The 26,020-nt window shown below is 35.0% G+C and carries 29 protein-coding genes, 7 tRNA genes and 1 other RNA gene; 17 read left to right on the top strand and 20 right to left on the bottom strand.

Annotation, left to right across the window (positions count from 1 at the left end):
- Window positions 1-11: 11 nt before the first annotated feature.
- Both AC2A1G_RS04305 and ssrA read right to left on the bottom strand, forming a co-directional pair.
- Window positions 12-1,403, bottom strand: a complete 1,392-nt coding sequence (locus tag AC2A1G_RS04305; protein WP_484045717.1) for a type I restriction-modification system subunit M — start codon at window positions 1,401-1,403, stop codon at window positions 12-14.
- 464 nt (window positions 1,404-1,867) lie between these two features.
- Window positions 1,868-2,267: a transfer-messenger RNA gene (ssrA, locus tag AC2A1G_RS04300) on the bottom strand.
- Between the two features lie 605 nt (window positions 2,268-2,872).
- Here ssrA and rpsU point away from each other — a divergent pair.
- From rpsU to AC2A1G_RS04245, 11 genes are all read left to right on the top strand, one after another.
- Window positions 2,873-3,070: a 30S ribosomal protein S21 gene (rpsU, locus tag AC2A1G_RS04295; RefSeq protein ID WP_056028873.1), complete on the top strand. Its 198-nt coding sequence runs from the start codon at window positions 2,873-2,875 to the stop codon at window positions 3,068-3,070.
- Window positions 3,071-3,151: 81 nt separating this feature from the next.
- Window positions 3,152-4,039, top strand: a complete 888-nt coding sequence (locus AC2A1G_RS04290) for a tyrosine-type recombinase/integrase (protein ID WP_484045716.1) — start codon at window positions 3,152-3,154, stop codon at window positions 4,037-4,039.
- Window positions 4,036-4,326, top strand: a complete 291-nt coding sequence (locus AC2A1G_RS04285) for an HPF/RaiA family ribosome-associated protein (protein ID WP_484045715.1) — start codon at window positions 4,036-4,038, stop codon at window positions 4,324-4,326. Before AC2A1G_RS04290 ends, AC2A1G_RS04285 begins: the two co-directional genes overlap by 4 nt.
- A gap of 110 nt (window positions 4,327-4,436) precedes the next feature.
- Window positions 4,437-4,510 (top strand) — tRNA-Thr (locus tag AC2A1G_RS04280).
- A 16-nt stretch (window positions 4,511-4,526) separates the two neighbouring features.
- Window positions 4,527-4,607 (top strand) — tRNA-Tyr (locus AC2A1G_RS04275).
- Between the two features lie 86 nt (window positions 4,608-4,693).
- Window positions 4,694-4,766: transfer RNA gene (locus AC2A1G_RS04270), tRNA-Gly, on the top strand.
- Window positions 4,767-4,858: 92 nt separating this feature from the next.
- Window positions 4,859-4,932, top strand: a tRNA-Thr gene (locus AC2A1G_RS04265).
- Window positions 4,933-4,952: 20 nt separating this feature from the next.
- Window positions 4,953-5,033, top strand: a tRNA-Tyr gene (locus AC2A1G_RS04260).
- Between the two features lie 86 nt (window positions 5,034-5,119).
- Window positions 5,120-5,192 (top strand) — tRNA-Gly (locus tag AC2A1G_RS04255).
- Window positions 5,193-5,231: 39 nt separating this feature from the next.
- Window positions 5,232-5,303: transfer RNA gene (locus AC2A1G_RS04250), tRNA-Thr, on the top strand.
- A gap of 340 nt (window positions 5,304-5,643) precedes the next feature.
- Window positions 5,644-6,645 carry a hypothetical protein gene (locus AC2A1G_RS04245; protein ID WP_484045714.1) on the top strand — a complete coding sequence of 334 codons (1,002 nt, stop codon included), beginning with the start codon at window positions 5,644-5,646 and terminating at the stop codon, window positions 6,643-6,645.
- A gap of 87 nt (window positions 6,646-6,732) precedes the next feature.
- Here AC2A1G_RS04245 and AC2A1G_RS04240 read toward each other — a convergent pair whose 3' ends face one another.
- On the bottom strand, window positions 6,733-7,725 hold the full coding sequence (locus AC2A1G_RS04240; RefSeq protein ID WP_484045713.1) for an AlbA family DNA-binding domain-containing protein: 993 nt from the start codon (window positions 7,723-7,725) through the stop codon (window positions 6,733-6,735).
- Between the two features lie 70 nt (window positions 7,726-7,795).
- Here AC2A1G_RS04240 and AC2A1G_RS04235 point away from each other — a divergent pair, with 70 nt between their 5' ends.
- On the top strand, window positions 7,796-8,065 hold the full coding sequence (locus AC2A1G_RS04235) for a hypothetical protein (RefSeq protein ID WP_484045712.1): 270 nt from the start codon (window positions 7,796-7,798) through the stop codon (window positions 8,063-8,065).
- A gap of 2 nt (window positions 8,066-8,067) precedes the next feature.
- On the opposite strand, the gene AC2A1G_RS04230 is transcribed toward AC2A1G_RS04235, so the two are convergent.
- Both AC2A1G_RS04230 and AC2A1G_RS04225 read right to left on the bottom strand, forming a co-directional pair.
- Complete coding sequence (locus AC2A1G_RS04230; RefSeq protein ID WP_484045711.1) at window positions 8,068-8,343, bottom strand: hypothetical protein; 276 nt, start codon at window positions 8,341-8,343, stop codon at window positions 8,068-8,070.
- A 64-nt stretch (window positions 8,344-8,407) separates the two neighbouring features.
- Window positions 8,408-8,680: a hypothetical protein gene (locus tag AC2A1G_RS04225; RefSeq protein ID WP_484045710.1), complete on the bottom strand. Its 273-nt coding sequence runs from the start codon at window positions 8,678-8,680 to the stop codon at window positions 8,408-8,410.
- Window positions 8,681-8,741: 61 nt separating this feature from the next.
- On the opposite strand from AC2A1G_RS04225, the gene AC2A1G_RS04220 reads away from it, so the two are divergent.
- Both AC2A1G_RS04220 and AC2A1G_RS04215 read left to right on the top strand, forming a co-directional pair.
- Complete coding sequence (locus AC2A1G_RS04220) at window positions 8,742-9,716, top strand: DUF2806 domain-containing protein (protein WP_484045709.1); 975 nt, start codon at window positions 8,742-8,744, stop codon at window positions 9,714-9,716.
- A 75-nt stretch (window positions 9,717-9,791) separates the two neighbouring features.
- The gene (locus AC2A1G_RS04215) at window positions 9,792-10,148 is read left to right on the top strand and encodes a hypothetical protein (protein ID WP_484045708.1); all 357 of its coding nucleotides are present in this window, start codon (window positions 9,792-9,794) and stop codon (window positions 10,146-10,148) included.
- A gap of 38 nt (window positions 10,149-10,186) precedes the next feature.
- Here the strand turns inward: AC2A1G_RS04215 and AC2A1G_RS04210 are convergent, their stop codons facing one another.
- From AC2A1G_RS04210 to AC2A1G_RS04155, 12 genes are all read right to left on the bottom strand, one after another.
- Window positions 10,187-10,750, bottom strand: coding sequence for an N-acetylmuramoyl-L-alanine amidase (locus tag AC2A1G_RS04210; protein WP_484045707.1), 564 nt, complete (start codon window positions 10,748-10,750; stop codon window positions 10,187-10,189).
- Window positions 10,747-11,310 carry a hypothetical protein gene (locus AC2A1G_RS04205; protein ID WP_484045706.1) on the bottom strand — a complete coding sequence of 188 codons (564 nt, stop codon included), beginning with the start codon at window positions 11,308-11,310 and terminating at the stop codon, window positions 10,747-10,749. The genes AC2A1G_RS04210 and AC2A1G_RS04205 overlap by 4 nt, the downstream gene beginning before the upstream one ends.
- On the bottom strand, window positions 11,285-11,839 hold the full coding sequence (locus AC2A1G_RS04200) for a hypothetical protein (RefSeq protein ID WP_484045705.1): 555 nt from the start codon (window positions 11,837-11,839) through the stop codon (window positions 11,285-11,287). The genes AC2A1G_RS04205 and AC2A1G_RS04200 overlap by 26 nt, the downstream gene beginning before the upstream one ends.
- 16 nt (window positions 11,840-11,855) lie before the next feature.
- A complete protein-coding gene (locus AC2A1G_RS04195; protein WP_484045704.1) occupies window positions 11,856-12,092 on the bottom strand; it encodes a DUF551 domain-containing protein in 237 nt (78 codons plus the stop codon).
- Entirely contained in the window at window positions 12,093-14,630 is a 2,538-nt protein-coding gene (locus AC2A1G_RS04190; RefSeq protein WP_484045703.1) for a hypothetical protein, read from the bottom strand.
- Complete coding sequence (locus tag AC2A1G_RS04185) at window positions 14,630-14,917, bottom strand: hypothetical protein (RefSeq protein WP_484045702.1); 288 nt, start codon at window positions 14,915-14,917, stop codon at window positions 14,630-14,632. Before AC2A1G_RS04185 ends, AC2A1G_RS04190 begins: the two co-directional genes overlap by 1 nt.
- The gene (locus AC2A1G_RS04180) at window positions 14,914-15,570 is read right to left on the bottom strand and encodes a DUF6712 family protein (RefSeq protein WP_484045701.1); all 657 of its coding nucleotides are present in this window, start codon (window positions 15,568-15,570) and stop codon (window positions 14,914-14,916) included. The genes AC2A1G_RS04185 and AC2A1G_RS04180 overlap by 4 nt, the downstream gene beginning before the upstream one ends.
- Window positions 15,560-16,801, bottom strand: a complete 1,242-nt coding sequence (locus AC2A1G_RS04175) for a hypothetical protein (protein WP_484045700.1) — start codon at window positions 16,799-16,801, stop codon at window positions 15,560-15,562. The genes AC2A1G_RS04180 and AC2A1G_RS04175 overlap by 11 nt, the downstream gene beginning before the upstream one ends.
- Before the next feature lie 214 nt (window positions 16,802-17,015).
- Window positions 17,016-17,660: a hypothetical protein gene (locus AC2A1G_RS04170; protein ID WP_484045699.1), complete on the bottom strand. Its 645-nt coding sequence runs from the start codon at window positions 17,658-17,660 to the stop codon at window positions 17,016-17,018.
- 2 nt (window positions 17,661-17,662) lie between these two features.
- A complete protein-coding gene (locus tag AC2A1G_RS04165) occupies window positions 17,663-18,253 on the bottom strand; it encodes a hypothetical protein (protein WP_484045698.1) in 591 nt (196 codons plus the stop codon).
- A gap of 10 nt (window positions 18,254-18,263) precedes the next feature.
- Entirely contained in the window at window positions 18,264-19,394 is a 1,131-nt protein-coding gene (locus AC2A1G_RS04160) for a hypothetical protein (protein ID WP_484045697.1), read from the bottom strand.
- Window position 19,395: 1 nt separating this feature from the next.
- Window positions 19,396-20,559 carry an ATP-dependent Clp protease proteolytic subunit gene (locus AC2A1G_RS04155; RefSeq protein ID WP_484045696.1) on the bottom strand — a complete coding sequence of 388 codons (1,164 nt, stop codon included), beginning with the start codon at window positions 20,557-20,559 and terminating at the stop codon, window positions 19,396-19,398.
- Window positions 20,560-20,784: 225 nt separating this feature from the next.
- On the opposite strand from AC2A1G_RS04155, the gene AC2A1G_RS04150 reads away from it, so the two are divergent.
- From AC2A1G_RS04150 to AC2A1G_RS04140, 3 genes are read left to right on the top strand one after another with little or no spacing between them, the layout of a single operon-like run.
- Window positions 20,785-20,979, top strand: coding sequence for a hypothetical protein (locus AC2A1G_RS04150; RefSeq protein WP_484045695.1), 195 nt, complete (start codon window positions 20,785-20,787; stop codon window positions 20,977-20,979).
- A 7-nt stretch (window positions 20,980-20,986) separates the two neighbouring features.
- Window positions 20,987-21,289 carry a hypothetical protein gene (locus AC2A1G_RS04145; RefSeq protein WP_484045694.1) on the top strand — a complete coding sequence of 101 codons (303 nt, stop codon included), beginning with the start codon at window positions 20,987-20,989 and terminating at the stop codon, window positions 21,287-21,289.
- Window positions 21,286-21,597 carry a hypothetical protein gene (locus AC2A1G_RS04140; protein ID WP_484045693.1) on the top strand — a complete coding sequence of 104 codons (312 nt, stop codon included), beginning with the start codon at window positions 21,286-21,288 and terminating at the stop codon, window positions 21,595-21,597. The genes AC2A1G_RS04145 and AC2A1G_RS04140 overlap by 4 nt, the downstream gene beginning before the upstream one ends.
- A gap of 9 nt (window positions 21,598-21,606) precedes the next feature.
- Here the strand turns inward: AC2A1G_RS04140 and AC2A1G_RS04135 are convergent, their stop codons facing one another.
- The 3 genes from AC2A1G_RS04135 to AC2A1G_RS04125 are packed head-to-tail and all read right to left on the bottom strand — an operon-like array spanning window position 21,607 to window position 25,960.
- On the bottom strand, window positions 21,607-21,873 hold the full coding sequence (locus AC2A1G_RS04135) for a hypothetical protein (RefSeq protein WP_484045692.1): 267 nt from the start codon (window positions 21,871-21,873) through the stop codon (window positions 21,607-21,609).
- The gene (locus AC2A1G_RS04130) at window positions 21,864-22,178 is read right to left on the bottom strand and encodes a hypothetical protein (protein ID WP_484045691.1); all 315 of its coding nucleotides are present in this window, start codon (window positions 22,176-22,178) and stop codon (window positions 21,864-21,866) included. Before AC2A1G_RS04130 ends, AC2A1G_RS04135 begins: the two co-directional genes overlap by 10 nt.
- A 2-nt stretch (window positions 22,179-22,180) precedes the next feature.
- Entirely contained in the window at window positions 22,181-25,960 is a 3,780-nt protein-coding gene (locus AC2A1G_RS04125; protein ID WP_484045690.1) for a hypothetical protein, read from the bottom strand.
- Window positions 25,961-26,020 lie beyond the last annotated feature (60 nt).

Here is a 26,020-nt window from a genome sequence, read left to right as displayed (position 1 = left end):
TGAGTAGCTTTTTAGGAATTTAAATTCTTTTTTAATGACTCTAAAGCAATGATTTTTAATCTGTAATCTTCAATCATTTGTTCTATAATCTCATTAGGCAGTTGGAAGGTTTTTGGCTGGGTCATTTCGACAAAAGAAATATCATAATTACGATTAACTACCTCTTTTATAGAATGTGATTTGAACCTTTCAGATTCGAATCTCTGATCTTTTCCATTTGGGTCAGATCCATATAAACTAATAAATTCGGAAAAATGGTCTATTCTAAGCATATTACTTTTAGTAGTGATCTTTTTCATGTTCTTTCTCATATCATAAAGCCATATATCATTTGTCCTGTTACCCTTCTCAAGAAAAATAACACACGCTTTAACACCATTAGCGTACGCTGCGAAAACCCCATCAGGTAATTTCAAGATTGTATGCAAATTACATTGTGATTTTGATTTTTTATTTGGATTCAAGTAAAATGACCAAATTTTTTTTGCAGCATCACTCGATAAGCAACTATCAGGAAGTACTATTGCTGCTCTTCCATTTGGCTTAAGTTTTTCAATAATATGTTGGATGAAATTTAGCTGTTTATCACTTGTTTTGACTGGAAAATCTCTTTCGGGAATTTGGTTTGCACCCTTGTTTCCGAAAGGAGGATTTGATAAAATGCAGGAAAATGTATTTTCATCCGGAGCACCATAGATGGTATCACCTAAAACAATATTCGCATTTATTCCATGCAAGAACATATTCATTAATGCCAACCTTCTAGGTCTTTGAACAAGTTCTTGTCCATAATAAGTACTATTAACCAGTCTTTTTTGATCTCGACTACTTAGTTTGCTTAGGTCAAAGTTTTCTTTGAACCATTCATACGCAACAATTAAAAATCCTGCTGTACCTACTGCAACATCTCCAATATTAAAACTTTTATTTTCCAAAGGATTTGGCTTAATTACATTTACAATTGCTTGGATTAAGGGTCGTGGGGTGAAATATTGACCAGCCCCTTTCTTACCTTCGTTTGCCACCTTTCCAATTAATTCTTCAAATGCTAATCCGACAATATCTCCATCGAAATCACTCCAGTTTATATTATTAATTTCCTTAACTAATTCTCTTAGAATAGTTGGATTTTTTACTCTAGATACTGGTTCAGCATAAATTTCTCCGAGAATTCCTGATTCACTATTTAATTTTTTGAATATATTTTCGAGATGTTGTATGATATCTTCGTTGGAGTTTCTAACAAGTGATTCCCAATCATATTCTTCCGGCACTAAAATTCCCTTTTCTTTTGCCATTTTTAAGAAAAGAAGATATGTAAGTTGTTCAATATAATCTGCTGGGTCGACCCCATCATGCCTTAATTTATTACAAAATCCCCAAAGCTTGTTTACTAAATACATCTGATCAAAATTGATTGCTAATATACGATACTTTAAAATAATGTAGTTTAAATATATCTATCCATAGGCTTATAAATGTAATTAATTAAAAGCTTCGGATCGGAAAAAATCAACCCGTAAATATGCAATATCAGCATAATTTCAAAAAGTGAGGGTGATAAATTTATTGTGTGTAATAATTAATTTTAAAGGTTTCAATATAATTTAGAACTTCATCTTTTACAAGTTTATATAGATGGAAATTCCGAAAATCGGAAGATATTCTGAACTAATAAAATAAAATACACCTCTGATGCTTACAAGAATCAGAGATTAGTGATAACGTTTAGTTATTACAATGATTTTAAATCTTCGTCCAACGATTGTGTTAGAACGAAAAAAAATGAAATTGTATGATTTTAAAATAGCATCTTGAATAGCGTTTAAAAATTAAAATCCTGCAAATCAATAATTTACAGGATCTCAAGTGGAGTTGGAGGGATTCGAACCCTCGTCCAAACAAGCAATACATAAGATTTCTACATGCTTATTTTACTATTGGTTTTCGACTGGAGGCAGAGAGCAAACACCCAACTTCCAGCTTATCTTCTGAGGTTTTCGAGCCTCGGCCAAAGCTTCCGAAACCTTATTTCTGCATTACTATATCTCAGAATCAAACGCCGCAGAACAGAGCATTTGTGAGACATCTTGCTTCCTTACTATCTTCGGGAAAGCGCTTAGAATCTTACTTTATTCGGATTAAGCTGCAAGAGCGAACTCTTCGTTGCCAGTTAAAATTGTGTAGCAAGGGATTTAAGAGATCGCGCTACGGTTCTCTGCATGCTTACTTACCCATTGACCTTGCTGTCGAAACCAGTCAACCCCATGTTTAAGTGAAGGCAAAGATACAATTTTTTGTTTACATTTTATTCATATTAAGACGGACATTAAAAGAACGGGGGAAATAAAAGATTGGAAAAGACGTTTTCAGACTAAATCCCTTATACACCAATACTTTGTTATAACTTAATTTTGATTGATTTTGTTTTTTGCTCTGTAATAATAAATTAAAAATAAAAGTAGTTTGGATTGACTTCGTCGAACCACTATGTTCGGTTTCCTCCGGAATGACAAAATGACTGTTGATTTCAGCGTTACTATCAAACACACGAGACAAAAGTAAAGCAGTTGAGATTGACTTCATCGAACCACTTCGTTAGTTTTCCTACGCAACGACAAAGTGGCTTTTGATTTTACTGTGATATCAGTGACTGTTTATTTTAAAAGTTATAATTAGAAGAGAACATTTAATTTATCATTTCTAAACATACCTTGAAAATCTCATCAAATTATAGCGTTTAGGGGTTAGTGGAAAGGTAAAGTTGATGGACATCTAAAATGAATTTAAAATAAAATCAATATTTAATTAGAAATACTTTGGTAATCAATAATAAATTTCTATTTTTGCAATCCAAAATGAGATGTAATTTATGTTAATAATTCCAGTAAAAGACGGAGAGTCTATCGACAGAGCACTTAAAAAATATAAGAGAAAATTTGACAAAACAGGTACTGTTCGTCAATTAAGATCAAGACAAGCTTTTATTAAGCCGTCTGTAACTTTAAGACAAGCAAGACTTAAAGCTGCTTACAAGCAAGTAAATCTTAGCAAAGAAGAGCAGGCTTAAGAAATTTTCTTAACTCGCATACTAAATTCACTCTTTAAATAGTTATATTTATTGAGTGAATTTTTGTTTTCACACCTTTTTATGATTGACAAATTTCTTCAATACATTACGCACGAAAAACGCTATTCTGCACACACTGTAACGAGCTATAAAAAAGATCTGGAAGACTTTTATGAATTCTATCTTCGTACTGAAGGTTCAGAAAATCTTTTAAAAGCAGACAAAAAAATCATCCGCAATTTCATCGTAGAACTCAGCGAAAAAAATATCGCCAAAAGAAGCATCAACAGGAAGGTCTCTACCCTTCGCAGTTTCTATAAATTTTTACTGAAGATTCAGGAAATTAAAGTTTCACCTGTAGAAAATATCAGTTCAATTAAGTTTTATGCAGAAAAGCAAATTCCAATTTCCAGTGATGAAATGAAAAGTCTTGATGAGAAAATATCTCTGGAAACAGACAACCTGCTGGAACACTGCATTATCGAAACACTTTACCAAACCGGCATCCGGAAAGCCGAACTTTGTGGCTTGATATTTGAAAATGTAAACCTAGGAGCACAGGAGCTGAAGATCATAGGAAAAGGAAACAAGGAACGCTACATTCCCATTTCGGAGAAACTTACCCAACTTTTATCTGACTATTTAAACATCAGAAAACCAAAGGAAAACTTTGGTGTTTATTTTTTCGTCAATAAAAACGGTAAAAAACTCACCGAAAAATTTGTTTACCTTACCGTTAATAAGTACCTTAGTCTTGTAACATCCAAAGAAAAAAAGAGCCCGCATATTTTAAGACACAGCTTTGCTACACACGTTTTAGATAATGGGGCAGAAATTTCAAAAGTAAAGAAGATATTAGGACATTCAAGTCTTGCCAGTACTCAAGTCTATACGAATGCCAATATAGAGCAACTAAAAAAAGTGTTTAATCAGGCTCATCCAAGAGCCGCAAAAAAAGAAGAATTATGAAGATCACAGTACAGTCAATTGGTTTAACACCACACGAGCCACTAGAAGATCACATCGAAAAAAAAGTAAACAAGCTGGCTACTTTCTACGACAAAATTCAGGAATGCAAAGTTTTTTTAAAAGTAGAGAACGCTTCAGACAGAGAAAACAAAACAACTGAGCTTATTTTAGCTGTTCCGGGTGACGATATCGTCGTAAAAAAGACCTGTTCAACTTTTGAAGAAAGTTTAGACCAGTGCGTAGATACAGCTAAGAAACTGTTAATCAAGAAAAAAGAATTGGCTTAATAAAAAAGTTAAAAAAAAGATACTAAAAATTTGAGAATTCAAAAAATCCGTTCTATATTTGCACACGCAAAAAAGGAATAGAGATCTTTTGAATTCTTTTTGTTTTATAAGCTTCCATAGCTCAGTTGGCTAGAGCAGCTGATTTGTAATCAGCAGGTCGTGGGTTCGAGTCCCTCTGGAAGCTCATTTAATATAAACTCGGGGAGATTCCAGAGTGGCTAAATGGGACTGACTGTAACTCAGTTGCTTCGGCTTCGTAGGTTCGAATCCTGCTCTCCCCACGGTTTATATTAGAAAAAAAACTTGCAGGTTTAGAATGAAATTCCTAGATTTGCAAACCGTTACCAATAATTTTGGAAACAAAATTGCGGAAGTAGCTCAGTTGGTAGAGCGTCAGCCTTCCAAGCTGAATGTCGCGAGTTCGACCCTCGTCTTCCGCTCAAATTTCACTTCAAACATGATGTGATTTTTTTTAACTGCTGATGCAGCACAGAGTAGAATTTCTCTGATAGCTTTCAGTTTTTATTAAATTGCTTCCATAGCTCAGTTGGCTAGAGCAGCTGATTTGTAATCAGCAGGTCGTGGGTTCGAGTCCCTCTGGAAGCTCAATTTAATATAAAATATCTGGGGAGATTCCAGAGTGGCTAAATGGGACTGACTGTAACTCAGTTGCTTCGGCTTCGTAGGTTCGAATCCTGCTCTCCCCACATTTTATATTAGAAATAAATTTGTAAATTTCGAGGGTTTTCCCTAAGTTTGCAAAGCGTTTACCAATAATTTTGGAAACAAAATTGCGGAAGTAGCTCAGTTGGTAGAGCGTCAGCCTTCCAAGCTGAATGTCGCGAGTTCGACCCTCGTCTTCCGCTCAACATAAATCACGCTTCTGGTGTGATTTTTTGTTTAAGGCCGACTTAGCTCAGCGGTAGAGTGCTTCCTTGGTAAGGAAGAGGTCACGGGTTCAAGTCCCGTAGTTGGCTCTAATCGGAAAACCCTTCCCACAATGGGTTTTCCGATGTTTTTAAAGTACTTCAACAAAGGCAGAAAATGTTTAAAGGTAACTATCACGGTAACTATTAACATTTCGCCATCATGAAACAAGAAGCAAAAAAACTATTAAATGGATGTTCGCGTTCAGCAGTATTCATTTCCCCAAAAAATTACAAATCTCTTTCAAGTAAATCAGCATTTCCCAAAAATTGGTTTGTGCAATGCAGGTTCTTTGACCCCAATCACTCAAAAGAATTTCAGTACCGGAAGAAGTTTTCAAGCGCAGATCTTCAGGAACTAAAATTAACGGCGGAAATCTTCAAAGAAGAAATGGAACTGATGTTGGACGTGAAAAACTTCAATCCCATTACAAAGCAATATATGACTGACAGGCGAAGTTCTTTTCATCCATATATGCCTTTTGTAGACGCGTTGAAAAAAGCTCATGAAAAACTTGCTAAAAAATACACTGAAGATTATTCGTATGAAGTTGGAAGGTGTATCACTAATATTGATAAGATAAAAGAATCTTTAGGCTTTGAAAATTTACTAATCAATGAAATTAGAACCTGGCACGTCAAAAATATTTTAGATGAGATGAATTTACCGAATTCTTCATTCAATAAATTCAGAACTTATTTATTAGGATTATTTAAAGAACTTACGGAATTAGGATGTTCCGATATCAATCCTGTGAGAGATCTTAGTAAAAAAGTTGAAACCATTACTATTCGTGAAGTAATTACTAAAAAAAAGCTTTCTATTGTTTTAAAATACCTAAAGAAAAACTATTATACATTTTATCGCTATGCACAAGTATTTCATTACTCAGCAGCAAGATCTACCGAACTTTTTAGTGTCCAAAAAAAACACATAAATTTAGAGGAGCAGGAATATACTGTTTTGATAAAAAAAGGCAAACAATATGTCTGGGTAAAAAAAATCATAATTCCTGCAGCAATTCCATTTTGGAATGAAATTATTGATCAGTGTAAAAACGAGGAAGATTATATTTTTTCTAAAGGCCTTTTCCCGGGAACCTTTCCAATAAAGCCCTATCAAATAACTAAGCGATGGAAAAGGTTGGTGAAAGACTCGAATAAAATTATAGATCCGGAAACAAGAAAAGTGATAAAAGTGACAGAAGATTTTTACACACTAAAACATTTATTCTTGGATATTTTGGATGAAATGAATAATATTCCAATAATCCCTATTGCCGGACCCGCTCAAAGGATGGCAAATCATACAACTGAGGATACTACAGATATTTATACAAAAGGTAAGAATGCGAGAAAGAATGAGGATTTAAAAAGATTGATGATAAGTTAAAAACCCAGACGGGAATCTGGGTTTAAGATTTTCAAAAGTCCATTTAAGCAATGAGTGGGACTTTTTGAAGGACAAATCTAGTGAATATTAAATTGTAAGTAAGGATAAAATTCTGTCATCGTCAGTACCGTCTTCGAAATCTGTAGGTAGTTGATTTTCTTTTTTGCTAATTAAATAAAGATCTTCATCTTGCACATAACCGTACTGTAAATTATTTGAGAAATTATAATTGTATAATGACATTTTTGCTGGGGATTTTTCACCTCCAAATTGTAATATTATCGAAATATTTTCATTAAGCTTATTCTTATATATCGATACCTCAAATTCAAACATTTCAGGACGCCCATTTGCAAGAATATTTAATTCATTTAAGAAGCTGTTGCCTTGAAATTGACCCTTAATAAATAATTTACCTGGTGGTTGTACCACCAGTCGCGAATAGGAATTTATTTCATTATTGAAAACAGAGGTATTATATACTAGATTACGAAAAGTAAAAATATAATTATAATCATGACCTTCTCTTATATCAACTAACCTGATATGCCCTCTGACATGTGGATAGTCTTTACTTAGAATAAGTGCTTTTACAAGGTAATGTGGAGCTGGGCGTGTCTGTCCGTCGATTCGTACATAATAAATATTATCATATTGGTGTGGTCTCTCCAAACTTTTATCTATTTCAAAAATAACAATGCTTTTTTCTGCTTTTCTAATGAAATGAGCCTTTACACCTATTGGCATAGGCGAAATTACATCAGATATCTTATTTACTATCCTATCTTTATCAAGCTCTGTGTCAAAAAATGTGAGCGCACCTATGGCTGTATTTTTACCAGATTCATTTTTTATTTCCTCAGGAGCTCCCCATATTAAAACTCCGCCTTCAGAATTTAGCATTGCACATATTCCTTTTATTACAGTTTTTTCTTTATCCTTTTGGCTTCCACCTTTTTCAGTATTTGATTTAAATTCTAAATGAAGATTTTCTTCTCTTACCGTTTGGAAATAAGTTTCGACATCAGAAAGAGATAGGTCGAAAAGATCTTTTCCGAAAATTATTTTTGAGTATGACATTATTAAGTTTTAAATTCAAATTTATTAATTTTAATATAGAATTTTACAATGTCTTAAAATATTTTAAATTATGAAGCTTAAAGCTAGAATAATAGAAGAAGTAAAATCTCCGGACAAAACTATTATAGTTGAATTTGTTGGCGATGACAAAAAACAACATTTTGAAGTGAAATGCTTGTTCAGTCCATTTTATAAGGAAATGCGAAAATGGGACATCTGGCTTTTGAATGTGAAGATGGAAAGCGAAACTTTCACAGAAGAAAAAACAGGAGCGAAATCTTATTTTACTCACTTGGTTTGTAATAAGGCTGAATTGGTCAGCTCACATTTTAAAAAGTAAATTTACTTAAATCCTAATGAAACAACATTTCTAATATAACCGGCTGCTTCTATATCGTCAAAGTAATTATTATCCATATCACTTTCGATTTTGTGTCTGATTTTTAAAACTTCAGTTCTGTATTCTTCTGGACCTTCCAATTGATCAAATAAATTAAAAAATTCAGTTCTTAAATTTTCATATTTATCAGTTTCATTGCTATCACATGCAGTCATATAATTTACAAGCAATTCCCTGAGAGGCTTTATTTTGGTGCTAAAACTTTGGTATCGGTTCATTTTGCAAAAATGTTACAATTCAGAACATTTACAAAATAATTCTTGATACAATTTGTAACAATATTTATTCATTGCTTCTTGACTCTTTTCCTAAGGGTCTTGGTAACCTCCAAAAATCAGGCTCATCGACTTTATAGAGATCAAAAATAACAAACCTGCTATCTCCAATTTTACATGAATGAAACTTTACGCTTCCTCTAAATTTATCTCCTTTCTTTAGGTGGCTAACAATGTAGTTGTCACTCTTTCGGTAGACCAGATCTACTTCAGTACCATCTTCCATAATGATTCTTGTATGCCGCTTTTTTACTTTTAAAACTATTCCCGTTATTTCCATAATAATATTTTGTGAAATAAATGTAAGAATATTTCTATATTAGTAGAACTAAAAACTACTAATGGAAGAAGAAAACAATCCAATAGATTCACTTGCCAATACAGTCGCCTCAGTGGCTACCGGAATTCCAGCTCCCATCCAAAGAAACTTATTGAAAGCATTTGGACAATTATGCACGGCAGCTGTTGACGTCCCTATTTCTTGGCTGGAAGGCCAAGCTGAAATTAGGAGGGCAAATACAGAAGCACGTAAAAATATAATTCAAAATATTTCAAAAAATATTGGTGAGAATGTTGACGTTCCCCAATTTTACTCTGATAAGGCTGTAGAAAGATTTGCGTCCAAAATTGTAAAGTATCAGATTAATGTAGATAAAGTTGTAGAAAATGCAGCTAAAGAATTATCCCAGAGTAACCCTAAGACTCCAATGGATCTAATGGAAATCACAGAGGATTGGTTAAATATGTTTGAAGAAATTGCAAAGTTGAAATCTAATCACGACATGCAATTACTTTTTGGTAAAATTCTTTCTAATGAAATTAAGTCTCCAGGTAAATACTCTCTAAAAGCATTGAACACGATTTCTGAAATAGATTCTGATATCGCCTCATTATTTTTAAAGGTATGCAATTCAAGTTTTTATACTATGAATGATTTATCAGTTGATGTTGCTTTTCTTCCCGATTTCAGACTTAATAATGATGACTTTGATTTAGAATATTTCGGGGTATCTTATTTAAACATGTCAAAACTGCAGGAATATGGGCTTATAAATGCTACAAAGTCTTCTTTAAATCTTGGTATTGAAGGTGATGATAGTTATTTTTTCCATTCATCCAGGAAGTTTACTTTAACGCTTGAAGATACTGAAACTGGCAAAAAAACAATTAATATTACTGGATGGACATTTACTCAAACAGGTATGTTGTTACTAGGAATATTATCAATGAGCGAAAATGAAATTTTTGTTGAAAAAGCCTATAATTTCTTCAAACAAAAAAAAGTAACGTTTAAGGCCTATAAAGATTTCGAATAATTTTCAGAAAGACTTTACTTCAACTACAGAATTCATTACTTTATATTAAGTTTATCTAATTAAACGATTTAAATTATGGAAGAATCAAATTACGATTTTAGCGCAGCGTTCAATGCTTACGAAGATAATATCGGCAATATAACAAAAAAGTATGTTGACGAAATAAAATTTCAAAATTTATCACATTATGAGATGAGTAGTTTTATCACACATAGAGCTAATGAATTGGAGTGCGAATTAATTAGCGAATTAGCGCAATTTGCAAATGATCATATTAATCAAACAGAACAAACAAGAAAAGAAGCTGGTTTCGGAATTAATTCGGAGGTTTTGAAAAGTTACGTGATACACATAAACAAACCAAAGTTACATGGTTTGATGAATTTTTACAGTGCAGAAGCAGATATTATTCTAAGAAGATTTAATCCTTAAAAAGAGAGGGCATCAAAATATTTTGATGCCCTCTCTTTTTAAATTAAATCATCCCACTTTTTAAGAATCTTTGCAAGGCCTTTCCCGATAAAGTCTTTTTTGAAAGTAATACTTTCTACAGCTCCGATCCCGGTAATGAAATCAACTTCTACCAAAACGGAAATACCGGAACCTAGATTTAATATTCCTATTCTGGTATGTTGAGAATTGTTTTCAGGCTTCACGCCGCGGTTTTTGATTCCTAAAGTTTCCGATAAAAATTTATTGACTTCATCCGCCATCTTGTAAGAATTCGAATTTTTGTTTTCAAAATCCTTTTTGTTGACGTAGCATTCAACTCCACGTGTCATGTTGCTTGCTGCTGCATTAAGGTGAATATCAAAAAGAACTGATCCGGAACCCGGCTTAATTCTCTTTTGATATTGGGAATTTGTTTCCCAGTCTTTATCGATGACGATATCTTTGTCTTCAGAATTATCGACTATCGCATCTCTGATGATTTTTGTTACATCAGCTTCTTTGTGGCCATTTGCCACTGCTCCCGGGTCTGTATTATTATGACCTGCAGATAAGAATGTTCTAAGTGGTGAAAATAGTATCATTGTTTTCGGTATTTTTTAAAGTAAATAAATAAGGTAATTAGAATTAACACGACTGCGACGACTGCGAAACTCCAGAAAGTTCCGGTGATTGTCGTAACTTCCTTAGATGAGTTTTTGATCTCATTTCCGGTTTTCTTCAGGTTATCTTCGTTGACGATGCTTTTTGCGAAATCTTCAAGTTTATTTTTCGATTCTAAACTGGAAGATTCTTTCTTTACCTGATTCGAATTACTGGTTTTTGTTCGTATCGAAACGTCAGCATTTCCGGTAACTTTAATAGTTTGAAGAGTGTCGCCGTTCTCAATGTTGTAGAGTTCAATCGGTTTGCCATCTTCAGCCTTGCCCTTAATCTCAATATCGGTTTGGTGTTCTTTTTTCTGATCAACCAAATCAATCTTTTTTGTTTCCTGCTTGTGCTCAACTTTCTCAATCTGTTTTTCCTCTTTTTTTTCAGAAATAATCTGAACTGTTTCAAGTTCTGAAGCTTTTGTTTTCAGAACTTTTTTTGATTTACATCCCAAAACAAGGAACGTGCTAAGAATTATCAGTAGTGCTTTCATCTTTTTTGGTTTTAAATTCGGTTACATCTAAATTTTCCTGAAACCTTTCAAGTTTTTTCATCCATCCAATCGGCGGAAACTTTCCACCCGTTAGAATGCTCATATTTCCCATTGCGGATCCTGCCGGCCATATAAAGACTATGAACTGAATCAGGACTTTAAAATAATCTGCTATAAAAGGAATGTCTTTGAAAATCTCATGGATCATCACAAACAAAGAATAACCTGCGATGCAGAAGCTTATTTTCATCAGAAAACCTTTGGCATTCTTCTTTATTGTAAAGTCTTTTTTAATGAAGGCGTGAACGATGGAACCCAAAATATGATCTATTGCAATCGCATAGAAAACATAAATCATAAACCATTGGTTCACGATGTACCATTTTGAAAGACCTTCAAAAACGCTGATGAAGATTGCCGGAACCGCTGCTATTTTTACCGCTGCCAAAACCTTATCGAATCCAATCCCGTTATGAATGGAATTTAGATTTCTGATAAAGAATCTGAATATACTAAGAACTGCTTTCATTTTTTTTATTTAGTTTTTATTCTGCCGGATCCTCGGGTTCTTCTAGAAGCATAAAGTGAGTTACTTCAAACTCTATAATTCCCTTCCCACTTGAATAAAAATATTCATTAAAACTATCGTAATAAGCAATAGCTTTTTTGTTTTTACTCTTATCTTCATGACCGAAGTCTATGAAGACCCAATATCTTTTCCCCTGTTCTGGTTTAAGTTCTCCGTTGTTCTTAATCCAATTGTTTTCTGCTGTATTTTCCACTTATAAAAATTTAGGTTGATTTAATAATATTACATTGCGTTGCTCAAATTCGTAATTAACTCCAGTTAATTGAGGGTAACCTATAATAATGGGCTGAATTCCTCTTTTTAAAGTCCTATCTGATATATATTTCATGTTAGGCAACCACGTTGTTGGTATAGTGTATGCACTTAGATAAGGTGCCCCATCTCCATACATACTAATACTGCTAAACTCCCAAGAGGGTACTGAATTTGAATCATTAATCCAAAAATTTGTGACTAAGTAGGTGGGTTTTTCCGGGCATAAATCTAAAGCTTCATCAACCCAATGAGCCCCCCAAGCACTGGTCATGCCACCTCTACCTATCAAGTAAAATTCCGTATTAATTCCTTTTTCAAGCAAATAAGATTTAACTCTTTTAGGGAAGTAAGACAGACCTCCAACGCTGCTCCCGTCAGGTCTTGTCGCTGCCTGTACTCCATCTACTATCTCCTGATTGGTAAGTAAAGGAAAACCTCCCCAACTATCCATGAAATAGGCAATACTATCTCCATCTTTAAATATTGAGACGTTTTCCTGATATGTTTCAAATATCTCTATATCATTAATTGTAAAATGAGTTGTTGTGTTATCAGTCCAAATTATTTCCAGAGATATATTTTTAATATTTCTGTTAAGCGGTCTGATAAGTTCATTAACCCCCTTTTTCAAGGTTGTTTCAGTGTAGAAGATATTTCCGTTTTGGTCTTTAAAATTTAACTGGATTGGATTGGTAGAAAGCTCATTGATGCCATAAACAAGTCTCATAAAACCGTTAATACCTGCAACAAACTTAAATTTGAAACCAGAATTGGCAGTTCGTTGGGCAGATTCCCAAGAGCGGCTGTATTTACTGTACATTCTCGGGAATGAAATATTTCCTGCAAGTCCATATCCGCCAAAAAAAGTTTCACCACCTTGACTCCAAGCTCCTCCTAATTCAACAGTCCCTATAACCTCAGTTGCAAGTAATGTCACTCCATTTTTAATCCAATCCCTTTCGTAAGGATTGCAGGCTAACGAATACACACCAAACAATTTTTTCTTTCTAAGAATGGTTTTAAGCAAACAATTATCAACAAACCATTCAGCCATCGCTAAATAACCCCATCTTGATAAGTGAATAGAATCACCCCAGAACCAAGACCACTGAGTAAATGAGGCAGGAAGAGGAGCATAAGTTGAAACAATGCCTGTTACTCTGTTTATCGTACATTTGATAACGACATGTTTACCGGTTATGGAATCTTTAACAACAATATTATGATTTGCATTATCATAGGTAACATCAGATATTTCAGATATTATAGTAGTAAATTGAAAATCATTATCTCTTGATATGACATTCATTATTTTAGTAGCATGATTAAAAGATGTGTCAAAACCTTTTTGTAAACTTGTCGCCATTTCAATATATAATGGCTGCTTATCAATAGTCATATCTTCCAGTTCTTTGACTAAATCCCCGATAGTATTCGCTTGAGTATCCACTATATGTTCTAAAACAGCAATTTCATCTTGCAAAGGTTTAACAGCATCAGCATTTAATGCTTTCGTGTCACCAAAATTTATTTTATCTGTTGTATTGTCTTTTAACAGATCGACACCGTAAGAGACAGAAATTTCCGAACCCGAAATACAACCAATTCTAACATAAAAAGCGTTGGTCAAATCAAAATCAGTAGCTAATAATCTGTTTACGGGACCCGTGTTTGCATCAGTCAATAAATTAGCTGTTTTACCTTCTATCAAAACTTTGTTTTCATCATAAGTAATTACAGTAGGATTATTGCTATATAAGAATGTGTTGTAAACAAAAGACAAATCTTTTATTTTAATAAAATCTGTAAAAAAGAAAGTTTGTGTTCCTTGAAAACTACCATCAGGATATAACCACCCATAAGTTGAAGCAGGTGAATTTTCATCAAACACTAAGTCGTTTTTTCCTGCAAACAAAATAACATCTTTTAATGCTGTAGCAATTTGCTTTCCTCCTTGTGGTAGTGTTTCTGTGTTTGGGTTAAATTGTGGAGATACAGGAAAAGATTCTCCATTTGTCACTTCGAAATTTACAGGAGTAGATCCATCAGTAAATGAAATGGTATAAGTATCAACAAAACCTACAGATGAAGTTTTTTCAATATCATCAATTGATTTTACAGGAATGTTTATTTCTAATTCTTTCCAAACGGTGTCAACTCGCGTTAGGATAGAAATTTTGCCGGCTTCTACAACAATACCTCCGGGATAATTTCCTTCTCCAGCAAAAGCCCAAATGTCACCTTCCGGAATTACTGAAGCAGGTGTAATTGCTCCGGCAAATTCGGTTCCTGTTACAGCTAATGCTTTTGCTTCATTGATAAGATCTAATATTTGCGACTGTGTAAAACTTTCATACTTATTTGATTTCTCCGAGTTCAAAAGCTCTAGAGTGCTGCCCATCCTTAGAGCGGTATTTTCTCCAGGCACTTTAGCCGATTTTATGGTCTGTATTAAATTATTAAGTTCTGCGCTCATTATTCAAATGTTTTATCGAAAGTGTAATTGAAAATTTTATATTTTGGAGAAGTACTTATATCGCAGCTACAGCTATAATTAAAAACTGTTTGTTTTACTATTTGTAATGTTGCTGCAATACCATCTATTTTTACGTCTGCAATATTTCCTAGATCTACTCTTGAATCAGAATGAACATCCCTTAAAATCAAATGTCCTTGCCTGTTGACAAAAGCATCATAACTTCTTACTAAAATGCTATCCTCAATCTTGAAAGATTTTGAATCCAAAGTATATAGGTTGATCATCTTTTTATTGTTGAATATTTAAATCCGGTTAGTTTATTTGTTTTACCACAGGAGCAGTTGCCAGTGCATCCACAACTATTTTTGCAATTGCAATCGTCGAATTTTGGAAACAGAATTTTGTTTAAGCATAAATATCCAAGTAAGCTTTGATAAGCTTCTTTTCCCATGCTTCTGTATTTATTCGACAGTGCCGTGATTTCTCCAAGCGGAGTCGGAAGAGAAAATTCATTTTGTTTTCCGACGGTACCATTAGCCGTATCGTTGTAATTGTTAATCAGCTTGTATCGAGCGTATGAATAATAAACCCAAACACGTAATAAACCTAAATTCTGCTGAGTCTTTGAGTGCTTATCCTGATAAGTACTACCAAAAACCAAATCAAAATACTTTTGCTCAAAATCAGGATTGATCATTTGCTGAGGGTTTGAGATGGATTCCGGTTGAGTTCTATCGTAATCAGGATTATCAATTTTTTTCAAAGCCTTATTCCAATTCTCCAATACATCATTAACGAAATCAAAGCAGAACAAAGGAATAATGTCAAATTGTTTCGCCTCTTCGATTCCGATGTCAAGTTTTTCCAGGTTACAGTGTTTTGCAACCAAGGCAACACATTTGAAATCTACTGCAGTTATGTATTTTCTATTGCTCATTACCTGCCTTTTTTGGAGTTCCTAACATTCTTCTGGCGGTTTCTTCAGCAATACCGAAAATTTCTTTGATTACCTCAACTGCTGCATTAACATCTGTAATTCCTTCAGAAACTGATTTTTGAATCTCAAGCAAAGCAGTAACACCTCCCACGGAACCTTTCAGCTGTGCCTGAGATTCTTTTCTTAATTTCTCATCTTCATCAATATTTTCATCCTCTACTCCACCCAAAGGCAGAATATTTACTTTAAATTCTAAAAGCTTCTCTAAAGTTTTTTCAAGCTTAAACCTTTCGGTTTCTGTTTGCTCCCAATAAAATTTCTTTGCCTCCTTATAAGTTTCAGAGTTAGGACCGAACAACGCTCCAGAACCTGCAAAAACTAAAATTTCCGGAATGTTACTGAATGCACCCATGATACTTTTGCGAATGTTATCGGTGGACTTATCAAAAAGCTTATCATCAAATTGCGCTTTCACTTGCTCAACGTTGAATGCTTTCTTAACATCGTCAGTCGCTGAAGTCGGAACTGAAATCACAAGAACATTGTCTGAGTTTTCGGCACCCATATTTTCTTTGATAACGTCATCGAAGGATGTACCGGTGGATCTTTCATCTTCTTCTTCATCATCGTCATACTTAGTAATGATTGTTTTACCAAGCCATCCCTTTCTTGCGTTATTATTGATATACCGTGAAATACGATGCTCAGAATCCATATCATCATAAACTACATCGGAAATCGGTAGAGCGTACTGAAATTTTGGTGTAAGATTTAAATATAAAACCTGACCTCTAAAATTTTGAACCAGTTGCTTCGGAGTAGGCTCACTAATTCCTTTTAGCTTACAATCATTTTTCATCTGTGACAAAATCACTTTTGAATCAGGATTGTATGGATAATACCAAGTCGTTTCATCAGTAACTTTTTCAAACTCATCAGAGCCTTCTTTCTGATCTAATAAATAAAGCTTCCCAGGAAATCCATCATCATCTTCTTTTGATAATGCTACCGGAACATAATCCAAAACCTTTGTAGATTTTCTTTTAAATTTTAAAGCTTCGATTGAGTTTTCAATATCTACTTGGTAAGTCTGAAGAAAATATACTCCGTAGTGATATGCTATGTCAATTGATGCCTGATCAATAATATCATTTACCGTTTCTCCTTTTCTATTTAGCATAATATCAACATTTGGTTCAACACCGTTTCCGGCAATGAATTTTGACATCATATATGCACACCTCTTTCCAGTTGGAGAGTTATTTATAACTTTCTCCTGGCGTAACGGTGCAAGGTTATCGGCATCACGAGAATAAATTCTTTTATCATCGTTCTTTGATACAGAAATATCCCTGCTTTGCAGTTCGACATTCGATGCTCGCAGGGATTTCTTATTTTTATTTTTGTCAGGACTCAACATCTTTGAGTTTAAGTATTTGGATTATTTATTCCACTGGAGCATCGCCTTGCTCTTGATCTTCTGAATCATTTACTGCATCTTCATCGATAGTATTTTCTTCAGTTTCTACGTCTTCTTCAGTTTCTAACTCCTTACCTTCCAGATAAGCGATCATGTCAGCCTTTCTTGTGATCTCTGAATATTCTTCAGCAGGATATTTTTTCTCAGCTGCAAAATTTTTCATGTCAACAAGTTTCTCAGGGAATTTGTTGTCCGCAGGAGCATCGCCTTGCTCTTGGAATTTTTTAGGAAGAATTTTAAACTGCTTTTTTCTTTCAGCAATTTGTTCCGGAGTTCCATGTGAAAGATATTCTTCAGCGAATTCTTCCGTCATGATATTCCCGTAACTTCGGGTTCTTCGAATCGTATTTTTCTTCTTATCTTCCTTGTCGTAAGTGTAAATAATTGAGTTGTCTCTTAATTTGAATGTATTTTCAGACATAATTTCTCGGTTTGAAATGTTTTGATTGTTAATTAATCTGTTCCAATCAGAATCGAATGTGCAACCGGCACAATCGGGTTCTCTTCCGAATTTCTCGGCAAATAATTTCTTATAAGCAGTAAGGAGGTCAGAACTATATCTAACCTCACTTTTCCCTGCTTTTATAAGATCTTCAATTGAAATTGCCATTATTAAGCTGCTTCAAATTGTTCATTGAAATCAGCATTAGCATCACCGCCGGTCTGTGGTTTGTAAACCATTGGAAGCATAGATTCCTGTCCGTCTTCATCAGATTGTAAAACAATCAAACCTCCACCGCCTCCTGCTGCAACATCGTAGGTATAATCTCCGGTAGTAATACCATTTTCCCAACCATAAACTTCCGGTGTTCCATCTGTCAATTGCAGTACGACTACGTAACGGCCGTGGTCAAGCTTATCCATCTGACATTTAGCTTGAGCCGAAGCACCCAACATTAAGATTTGAACCTGATGCAGATATTGAACAATACCGTTCTCTGTCTTGGACTTGTTGGTGTAACCTTTGATCGCATTTCCAGTTTCTGGAAGCTTAACCATCACGCCTTTTTTTAGTGATTTTAAAACCATCTGAACTGTATAATCACAAGTGGAACCTGCAATACCTCCAACTACAGAATTATCTTTGTCGACATCATTAAGATTGATAAAGACGGCTTCTTGAAAATATTTCTTTGCGAAATTCCGAGGGCAACTGTTGTCAATTGACCCTGTTAACTCCGCACAAATAATAGGATTTGCCATATTTTTGTTTTTAAATTGCTAGTAAATAGTTATCCTTCTCAGCAATAGCAGCCCCGAAGTAAGATCCTCCCTTCATGTAGATTTTATCGTCATCTTGCGAATGCCAGATGTCGAAGAAATTCAAGTTACTTTGCTCCTGAGTTCCCATAACCAAGTTAGAAGCATACGTCAATAAGAATCTGTTCGGATTCACTCTTTTCGCATTTGGAGTAGCGATTTTTTTACCGTTCCAGCCAGGATTCAACTCAGCAGTTTTGTTGATTACCTCATCCCAGATCTTCATTACTTTGATTGGAATTCCGTAAAATGTCAATCTTTCGAAATCAAACTGTGGTGCAGCTACAACTTTCTCAGGATCCAAAATCTGAACACCATCACAACATTTCTTATCTTTCAAAGTGTTGTAATACAAAGTCAGAATCATTGCATTTTGCTTTGTGATTCTGAATTCAACCGGCTTGTCTGTGAACCATGAACCAAGGAAATACTTTTGATACATATCAAGAAGAATTTCATAGATTCTTTCTCCAGTTAATCTTTGAGCTGTAAAGTTTGCGCCATCGTTTTCAGCAATAGTCACGATGTGATCCGCTCCACCAGCTTCAGCTTGAGTAAACCATCCGTCGATTCCGTTAAACAATGCAGATGTACTGGCTTTATCACCGAAGTAAGCACCTCTCCATTGAGCTGCTAAATGATTTTTCTTGAACTTGTCAACCATGAACTGAATCAATGCTGAGTTCATATACTCTTCATTTTTCGCAGCGTCCGTTTGGATCATTTTGTACTGGTTCCAGAAAACAAGGAAATCGTCATCGAAGCTTCTCAAACAGATTGGTACTTTACATTCGATCAAACCTAAATCCCACTTTTCTGTAGAATAATCAGTGCTGATGTCACACGCAGGAATCGCACAAACATTAGGATTTGAGAAAGGAAAGCTTTCATAATTTGCTTGGTCGTCAATGATTGGAACATAATTTCCGTGACGAATACCAGTAAGTACTGTGTGTTCTTTGGTAAGATCAGTAACTTCTACTGAACCTTTGAAAAGAGCCTCTGAAAACTGCATCTTTTCTTGTTTTGTAAGACTACCAACTACATCGGTAATCTGAGCGGTAAAATTTGTATCTATTGCCATTTTATTTTACGTGTTTAAAAAGGTTACGCTTTGCTGGAGCAGAATTTCTGGAAGTCCTTTTCTTTGAATCTGGTTTTTCATCTTCTTCTTCCTCATCGTCTTCCATTTCCTCTTTGAAATTCTTAATAATGGATTTAGCATCATTAAGCTTTGTATTCAAAGTAGCTTTCTCAGTCTTTAGGTTTTTAACTTCCAGCTTGAGATTTTCAATTTCTTCTTTCAATTCTGAATTCTCAGTTTGTAAGGCTTCAGTCTCAGACTCCTCATCTTCTTTAGGAAGAATTTCAATAAGCTCTTCACCGTCGAATTTGTAAGTTTCCCCAGAAGGCATTACATATTCGCCGTCATTGCTTTCTCCGGCAGGTTTGCCGTCAAACTTAGCTTTGTCTCCGGCAGTTTCTCCATCTTTTGCTTTTGGAGTTTCATCGTCGCCTAATTCGTAGAAATCAAGCTCAGAATTATCTGCAGTGAAAACAATTTTGTTTTTTGTACCCTTGAAAAAATCATCTATTTGATTTCTCAATTTGTTCCAGGTACTCTTTCTGTTTTTCTCTGACATATTGTTTTTGAATTTTTGTCTGTTTTCAGAATGATTTTTTTTAATTGAGTTCATTACCTCAACCTCGATGACCTCTACATCTTCCAATTCCGTGAAGAATCCATATTCAAGAGATTTTTGAGCAGTAACAAATCCTTCAGAGTTCATGAGCGAAACCGCTTCCTCTTTGGAGATGCTGGTTACTTCAGCATAAAGATTTGAAATCTGATCATCAACTCTCACTAGATCCTCTAAATGTTTCTGATGTTCGTTTTTGTCGCCCATAGTCCACGTCCATGCATTATGGATGAATGGCTCTGCATAAGAATTTCCAATTCTCTTTTTTGTGCTGGCAAGAAGAATGATCACACCACTCGAAGCACACCAACCATCTACTCGGGTGGTGAGGCTTATGTTGTTTTCCTTTTCAAATCTTTGAAGTTTATTTCTAATTCCGAAAGCAGTTGCGGTGCAACCTCCATAAGTGTGAATATTTGCAATGAGCTCATCACCTTCAGACACAGTCAATCTTCCCAAATCTGCGTTCAAATCCTTGAGAGAATATTCATCGCCCCAACCGGAATGGAAGGGGACAATGTCGCCGTAAATATTAATTTCATGAACCATAAGAAAAACTACTTGCTCTCATACAAATATTTGAATAAAAAGCAGTAATTTTGAAGGTATATCAAAAGTGTAAAATATTGCCTAAATCTTTTATTCAAAGGCTTTTAAACACTGTTCGTAATTTTTTAAAAGAATATGGTTTTCATTCTATTATTTATTTTACTTAGCTTAGGAGTTTTTTTTGTTTTCAGATACATCTCTTTGTTAAAAAAGATGGTTAAACCTGTGAACGAAAAAAATAAATACATTGAAATTCATGAGAAGAAATTAGTTGATGATAATGAATACAATGAGTATTTGGAATGGTGTAAAATGAAAGGGGAAATTGCAGTTGATAAAGAAGGTTACAATGAACACAGAATGAAAGAATATTTGATGTATCGGAAACTTATCAAATATGGAATTAAAGGATTAAAATAATATGGTTATGAAAGAGATAGAATTTAATAATGAAAATATTGACCACATTCTTAACTTGATACTTTGGGATATCAATAAATTGAGAGAAAGGGGTATCGATGACTCACGAATTATTATTTCCATACCAACTGTAATTAAAAATGCAGTAGAATCTAAAAAAGAAGAAATGCAAAGCCCAATTCAAATACAAAAGACATTATTTGGTTTTGAGGTCGCACTTGGTTATAATAATCAAATTTGTGTTTTTGATAAGATGGCTGAAATAAATGATGAATTTAATAATCCAATACATTTAACTTTTGCTGGATGAAAAAAATAATTTTACTAATTGGAGTCGCAGCTTTATTTACATCATGTGGAAAGGATGACAAAGATTGTGAGTGCTCACAACAGCGTTGGGAAAGAAAAGCAACTTACACCGTCGCTACTTCTAATGGTCAAAGTACGTTTGTTTCAAGTACAGACTGGCAGAAAGCCGGAAATCCAGAATCAATAGATTCGGATGATTGTGGTAAGAATGGAAGTCTTGCAGGAAATGGTTCTTCAAATGGAACTTTAAATCCAGGAAACAATACTTACACAGTTACCGAATATGAAAACAGAGTTACCTGCCAATAATTGAAAATCCTACAAAAGTGTAGGATTTTTTTTATCTATTTTTAATTGCTTATTCATCAGGCATAACGCCTTTTCAACCGTACTCACAGAAACTTTGCAGGCTTGAGCCACAACTTTTTTTCTCTCCGTTTCTTTATCAATCCACAAATATTCCTGATAAGCTTTGTAAATGTGCATCAGATCAATTGCAGAACTGATTGACTTCACACCAACAAGATCAAGTTTAAAGAACACTTCAAGGTTACTAGAGATTAAATCTTTTACTGCTATTTCCAAAATTCACATTTTTTTATTGATTGTCTTAATTTATATGATAAAACGCATCCGCAATTACCACACATTCTTCCGCTCAGTTCCGGGATTGAATTATCTATCACTCTCATATCATCAACCGGTTCTTTCATGTTGAAATCACAGCCTTTACAAAAGTTTTCCAGACGTTCTTTTGCGAGTTGAGATTTATGACCAAAGTAAAAATTGGTCATTCCGGATATCGCAGCCTTCACACTTTTAACTGCATCTGGATTAGTTTCTGTTTCCAGATTTTCTTTCATTCTTTTTATTCCTTCGAGTAAATCCATAATTAAAAATTTGAAGAGTTAGCGATTTTTCTGTCTTGTGCTAGATCCGACAGACCATTTTGTGATCCGGAATAGATTGCATCTTGTAAAAGTCCTACAGCATCTGAATCTAAAGTGATCACAGGGTTGACTGTTCTAATTGTATTTTGAACTGTTGCCAAGTTACTTCCGATAACTCCACCATTAGCATAAAGTGGAACTCCACCACCAGCAACATTAATATCAGAAATTAACCCGGGAAACATCTGAAAAGCTTTTTTAGTCAAAATTGGTTCACCACCTTCGGCTTCGATCATTCCGTTAGGGGTAGAAATTGGAACCCCACCCCCATCATGGGAAGGACCATTGATCAACATTCCCTTTGCAGCCTTGTCAGCTTTAACTGAAACAATTTTTTTGACATTTGATAAACCGGAAGCAACTGCAAGACCCGCGAGTATCGGACCCATCACTGCACCAAGAGGTCCACCTAATGAAGCACCGGCAGCATAAGCGGCAGTTGCAGCTTTGTAAGTATTGATAGTGGTTTCCGCAATTGCAGCAGCTTTTCCTACAGCAGTACTTTCCCCGAATAAAGACTTTATAGAACCAAATGCACTGGCGTAAGCTTCCAATTTTGCATCATTAACAGCTTTGTCTAGCTTTTTCTGATTAGCTGCATATTGAGATTCGATGACATTTAGCTGGTCTAACTTATTTTGGAGACGAAGTTTTTCGTTTTCATCATCTAAAAGAGCAATCTCATTTTCAAGTTGTTTACGCTGAGTAATGATTTCGGCATTCAGATCATATTCTTCCTGGTCTAATTGTCTTTTTAATTCATTTTCCTTCAGGAACTGCTCCAGTCGCTGTTGTGTATCGGCTTCAAGTTGCGTGCGTTGAATTTCAGCTTCAAGCGCATTATTTTCTTCAAGCTTAATAATTCGTTGCTGGAATGCTAGAGCTTGCTTTAAATCGCGTTGTTCTTGAAGGTCAGTTTCATACTTTTTTTCAAGTTCCTTCTTTTTCTCATTCGTAGAGGCCGTGAGTTCAACTTCACGATTATTGAATTCTTGACGAATATTCTCAATTTCAGCTAGAAGAATTTTTCTTTCATCAAAATCATTTTGATTTAATTCTTTCTTTTTATTTAATTCATCAACTTTTTGTTGAATAGAAAGAATTTTAGCCTTTTCTTCATTGTCGTTGGCTGCCTGCTGTAAACTTCTTACTTCATCATAATAAGAAGTTTGTAAATCTAATTTGCTTTTAAGAAGAGATTTATCATTCTTAAGTTTGTCGGCATTGTCGAGAATATACTTTGCTAATTCTGTTTTGGCAATATCAGCTTTTTGCTCGGCTTCACTTTTTGCGATTTCCAAAGTTCGCTTAGATTCTTCCTCCAAAGCTTTTTTCGCATCTTCAGCAGCTTTTCTTGCATCAGCAATTCTTTTTGATTCTATTTTTTTTGCATCAGCTTCGGCTTTTTTTCTAGCTTCTTCAGCAGCCTTTGCGGCGGCTTCCCGATCTGCCTGAGTAGTGGATTTATTTTTGTTGCTCGCTTCGGTCTTCTCTTTTATCGGAGCTTCCTCAATTGCTTTTTGTGCTTTATTAGCTTTGTTCAATGCGTAAATTCTCTCTGCTTCTTTTCTCGCAGTTGTAAATTCTTTACCTAAATCAATATCTTTAAGTTTTTGTAAACCACCTTTCAAGTCTGCATTCATAAATAATGCAGCAGCTTCTGCCAATTGTTTAAAAATTGATTTAGCAGAAATTGCGAAAGTTGAAAGCATCAAACCTGTATTTGTGATCACTCCTCCAAATAATTTCACAGCACCTGTCAAAGCATGATAAATACCTTTCAAAATATTCAAAGGATTCATCATTTTTAAAACATTTTTAAGGAATGATTGCGACTCTGAATTATTGATACCGAGTGCTGAAGCAAGGTTAGAAAAGGCGTCAAATATCTCTTCAATCACAACCCAAAGTGCATCTGCATATTCTGTTGCTGCATCCCAAGTTTCACCTAAAATTTCCGAACTTCCGGTAATTTGATCAAGCCAAGACATCGCATCAGTCAGGCCACCCACGAATTTATACCATAGCGTTTCAGCTTTGATCATGAATAAATCCATATCTCCCATGAAATCCATAAGAGCATCAGATTTCAAAGCTTCATCCTTCGTTTTTGCTAATTCTAGATTTGCCTTGCTTACGGCAAGAGTTCTCTGCTGTAACTTCGTGAGAGGCTCCTGTAGATTATCTATGCCTTCATAGATATTTTCAAACATAACCTGAGCACCACCAATATCTTCTCCAGCACCTTTGAAAACATCAGCTGTGAGAACTCCGAACTGCTGAACCGAAAGGCCTTGTTTTTTAGCTTCAGCGGACATCAACACAATTGCGTCCTTCACGGTCATTACACCGGAATTTACATCATGGGAAACTTTATCGGCAAACGGTTTACCAAAAGCGTTGGCAATAGCATCAGATTGAGACTTGGTAAATTCTTCAAGCGACAGTCCTGCCTCCTTAATCGAATCTTCGAACTTGTCACTGAAAAGACCTTGCTCCTGTGCTTGGATCTGCAGACCGATAATCTGATCTAAATCGAATCCATATTTATTAAGTAATGGACCATATTCACCTAAACGATCAAGAAAATCGCCGTTGGCATTCGCACCACGGATATAACCTTGTTCAATTTTGTCAAATGCTTCATCGAATGTAATACCTAGCTGCTTTGCTAAAGTGTTGGCGGTATTCAGAGTTTTTTCAAAGTCATCTTTAAAAGTATCTGACAATGCTTTTGCCCTAACTCTGATATTGTCGGCAACAGCGCCAGTAGTTCCGGTGAGATCTTCAGTAAGTTTTTTCGCTTCCTTGATTTCTTCGTTGTAGTCGATTATCGCATTTACTCCGGAATAAACGCCAACAGCCAAAGCAGCGAAAACAGCAATCAGTGCCGTCAAAGGATTGGCGAGGATAAAAGTATAAGCTTCAGCAGCAGCAGTTTTAATTCCATTAAACCCAGCTTTAATTGAGTCAAAACCTTCTTGAACATTTCCACTCAACATTTGGCTTGCTCCCTCAGATATTTGTGAAAAAGCAGAAGTAAATGCTTCTTGATAATTACCAACATTTCTTTGATTGTCTCCAACTGTTCTATCAACAGCCAAAAGTTGATCATTAAGTTCCCGAGCACGAGTAGACGCTTCAGCAAATCTTGCAGCTAATTCGGCATATCTTTCCGGTTCAGATTCTCGCATTCCGGAATTTTCCATCTGAATTAATTCTGCACCAAGATTTTTAACTTCAGTTTTTGCAGCACTCAATTCTGTTGTAAGTTCTTTATACGCACCCTCGTTTCCTTGAATCTCTTCACGACCGGCAGCCAGCAAACGGTTGAGTTCTCTCTGCTCAGTATTTAGTTCAGTTATTTCCCGTTGCGTGGTTGTAATTGAAAGCGCTAATTCAGCTTGCGAGCGTACCGCAGCCTGTTGTTCTGTAATAAATGACTCGATCGCTTCGTTGCTGGTAGCAACTGCTTCTGCATATTCTTCCTGAGAAATCACACCTTCAGCAAGCATTTCGTTAAATGCTTGCTGAGCTTCGTTCTCTGCTTCAATGCTTTTTTCTAAATCTGAAATTAACTTATTATAGTTTCTGACAGACGCTGTACTTTCAGTGATAGTACTTTTCAACTTTCCTAAGTGAAGATAGTTGGCAGCTACTTGATCTGAGAGTTTTGTGGAATCCCATGTGAAGGTTCCAAGTTCTATGTTTCGATTGCTCATCCCAAAAGTTTATTATTACTTTCAGGGGGTTTACTTCTTTGAGGTCTTTTTTAAAGCACG

This window comes from Chryseobacterium sp. HNCC26DJ240 (assembly GCF_057180485.1).
This window is presented reverse-complemented; position numbering and strand designations above follow the sequence as displayed.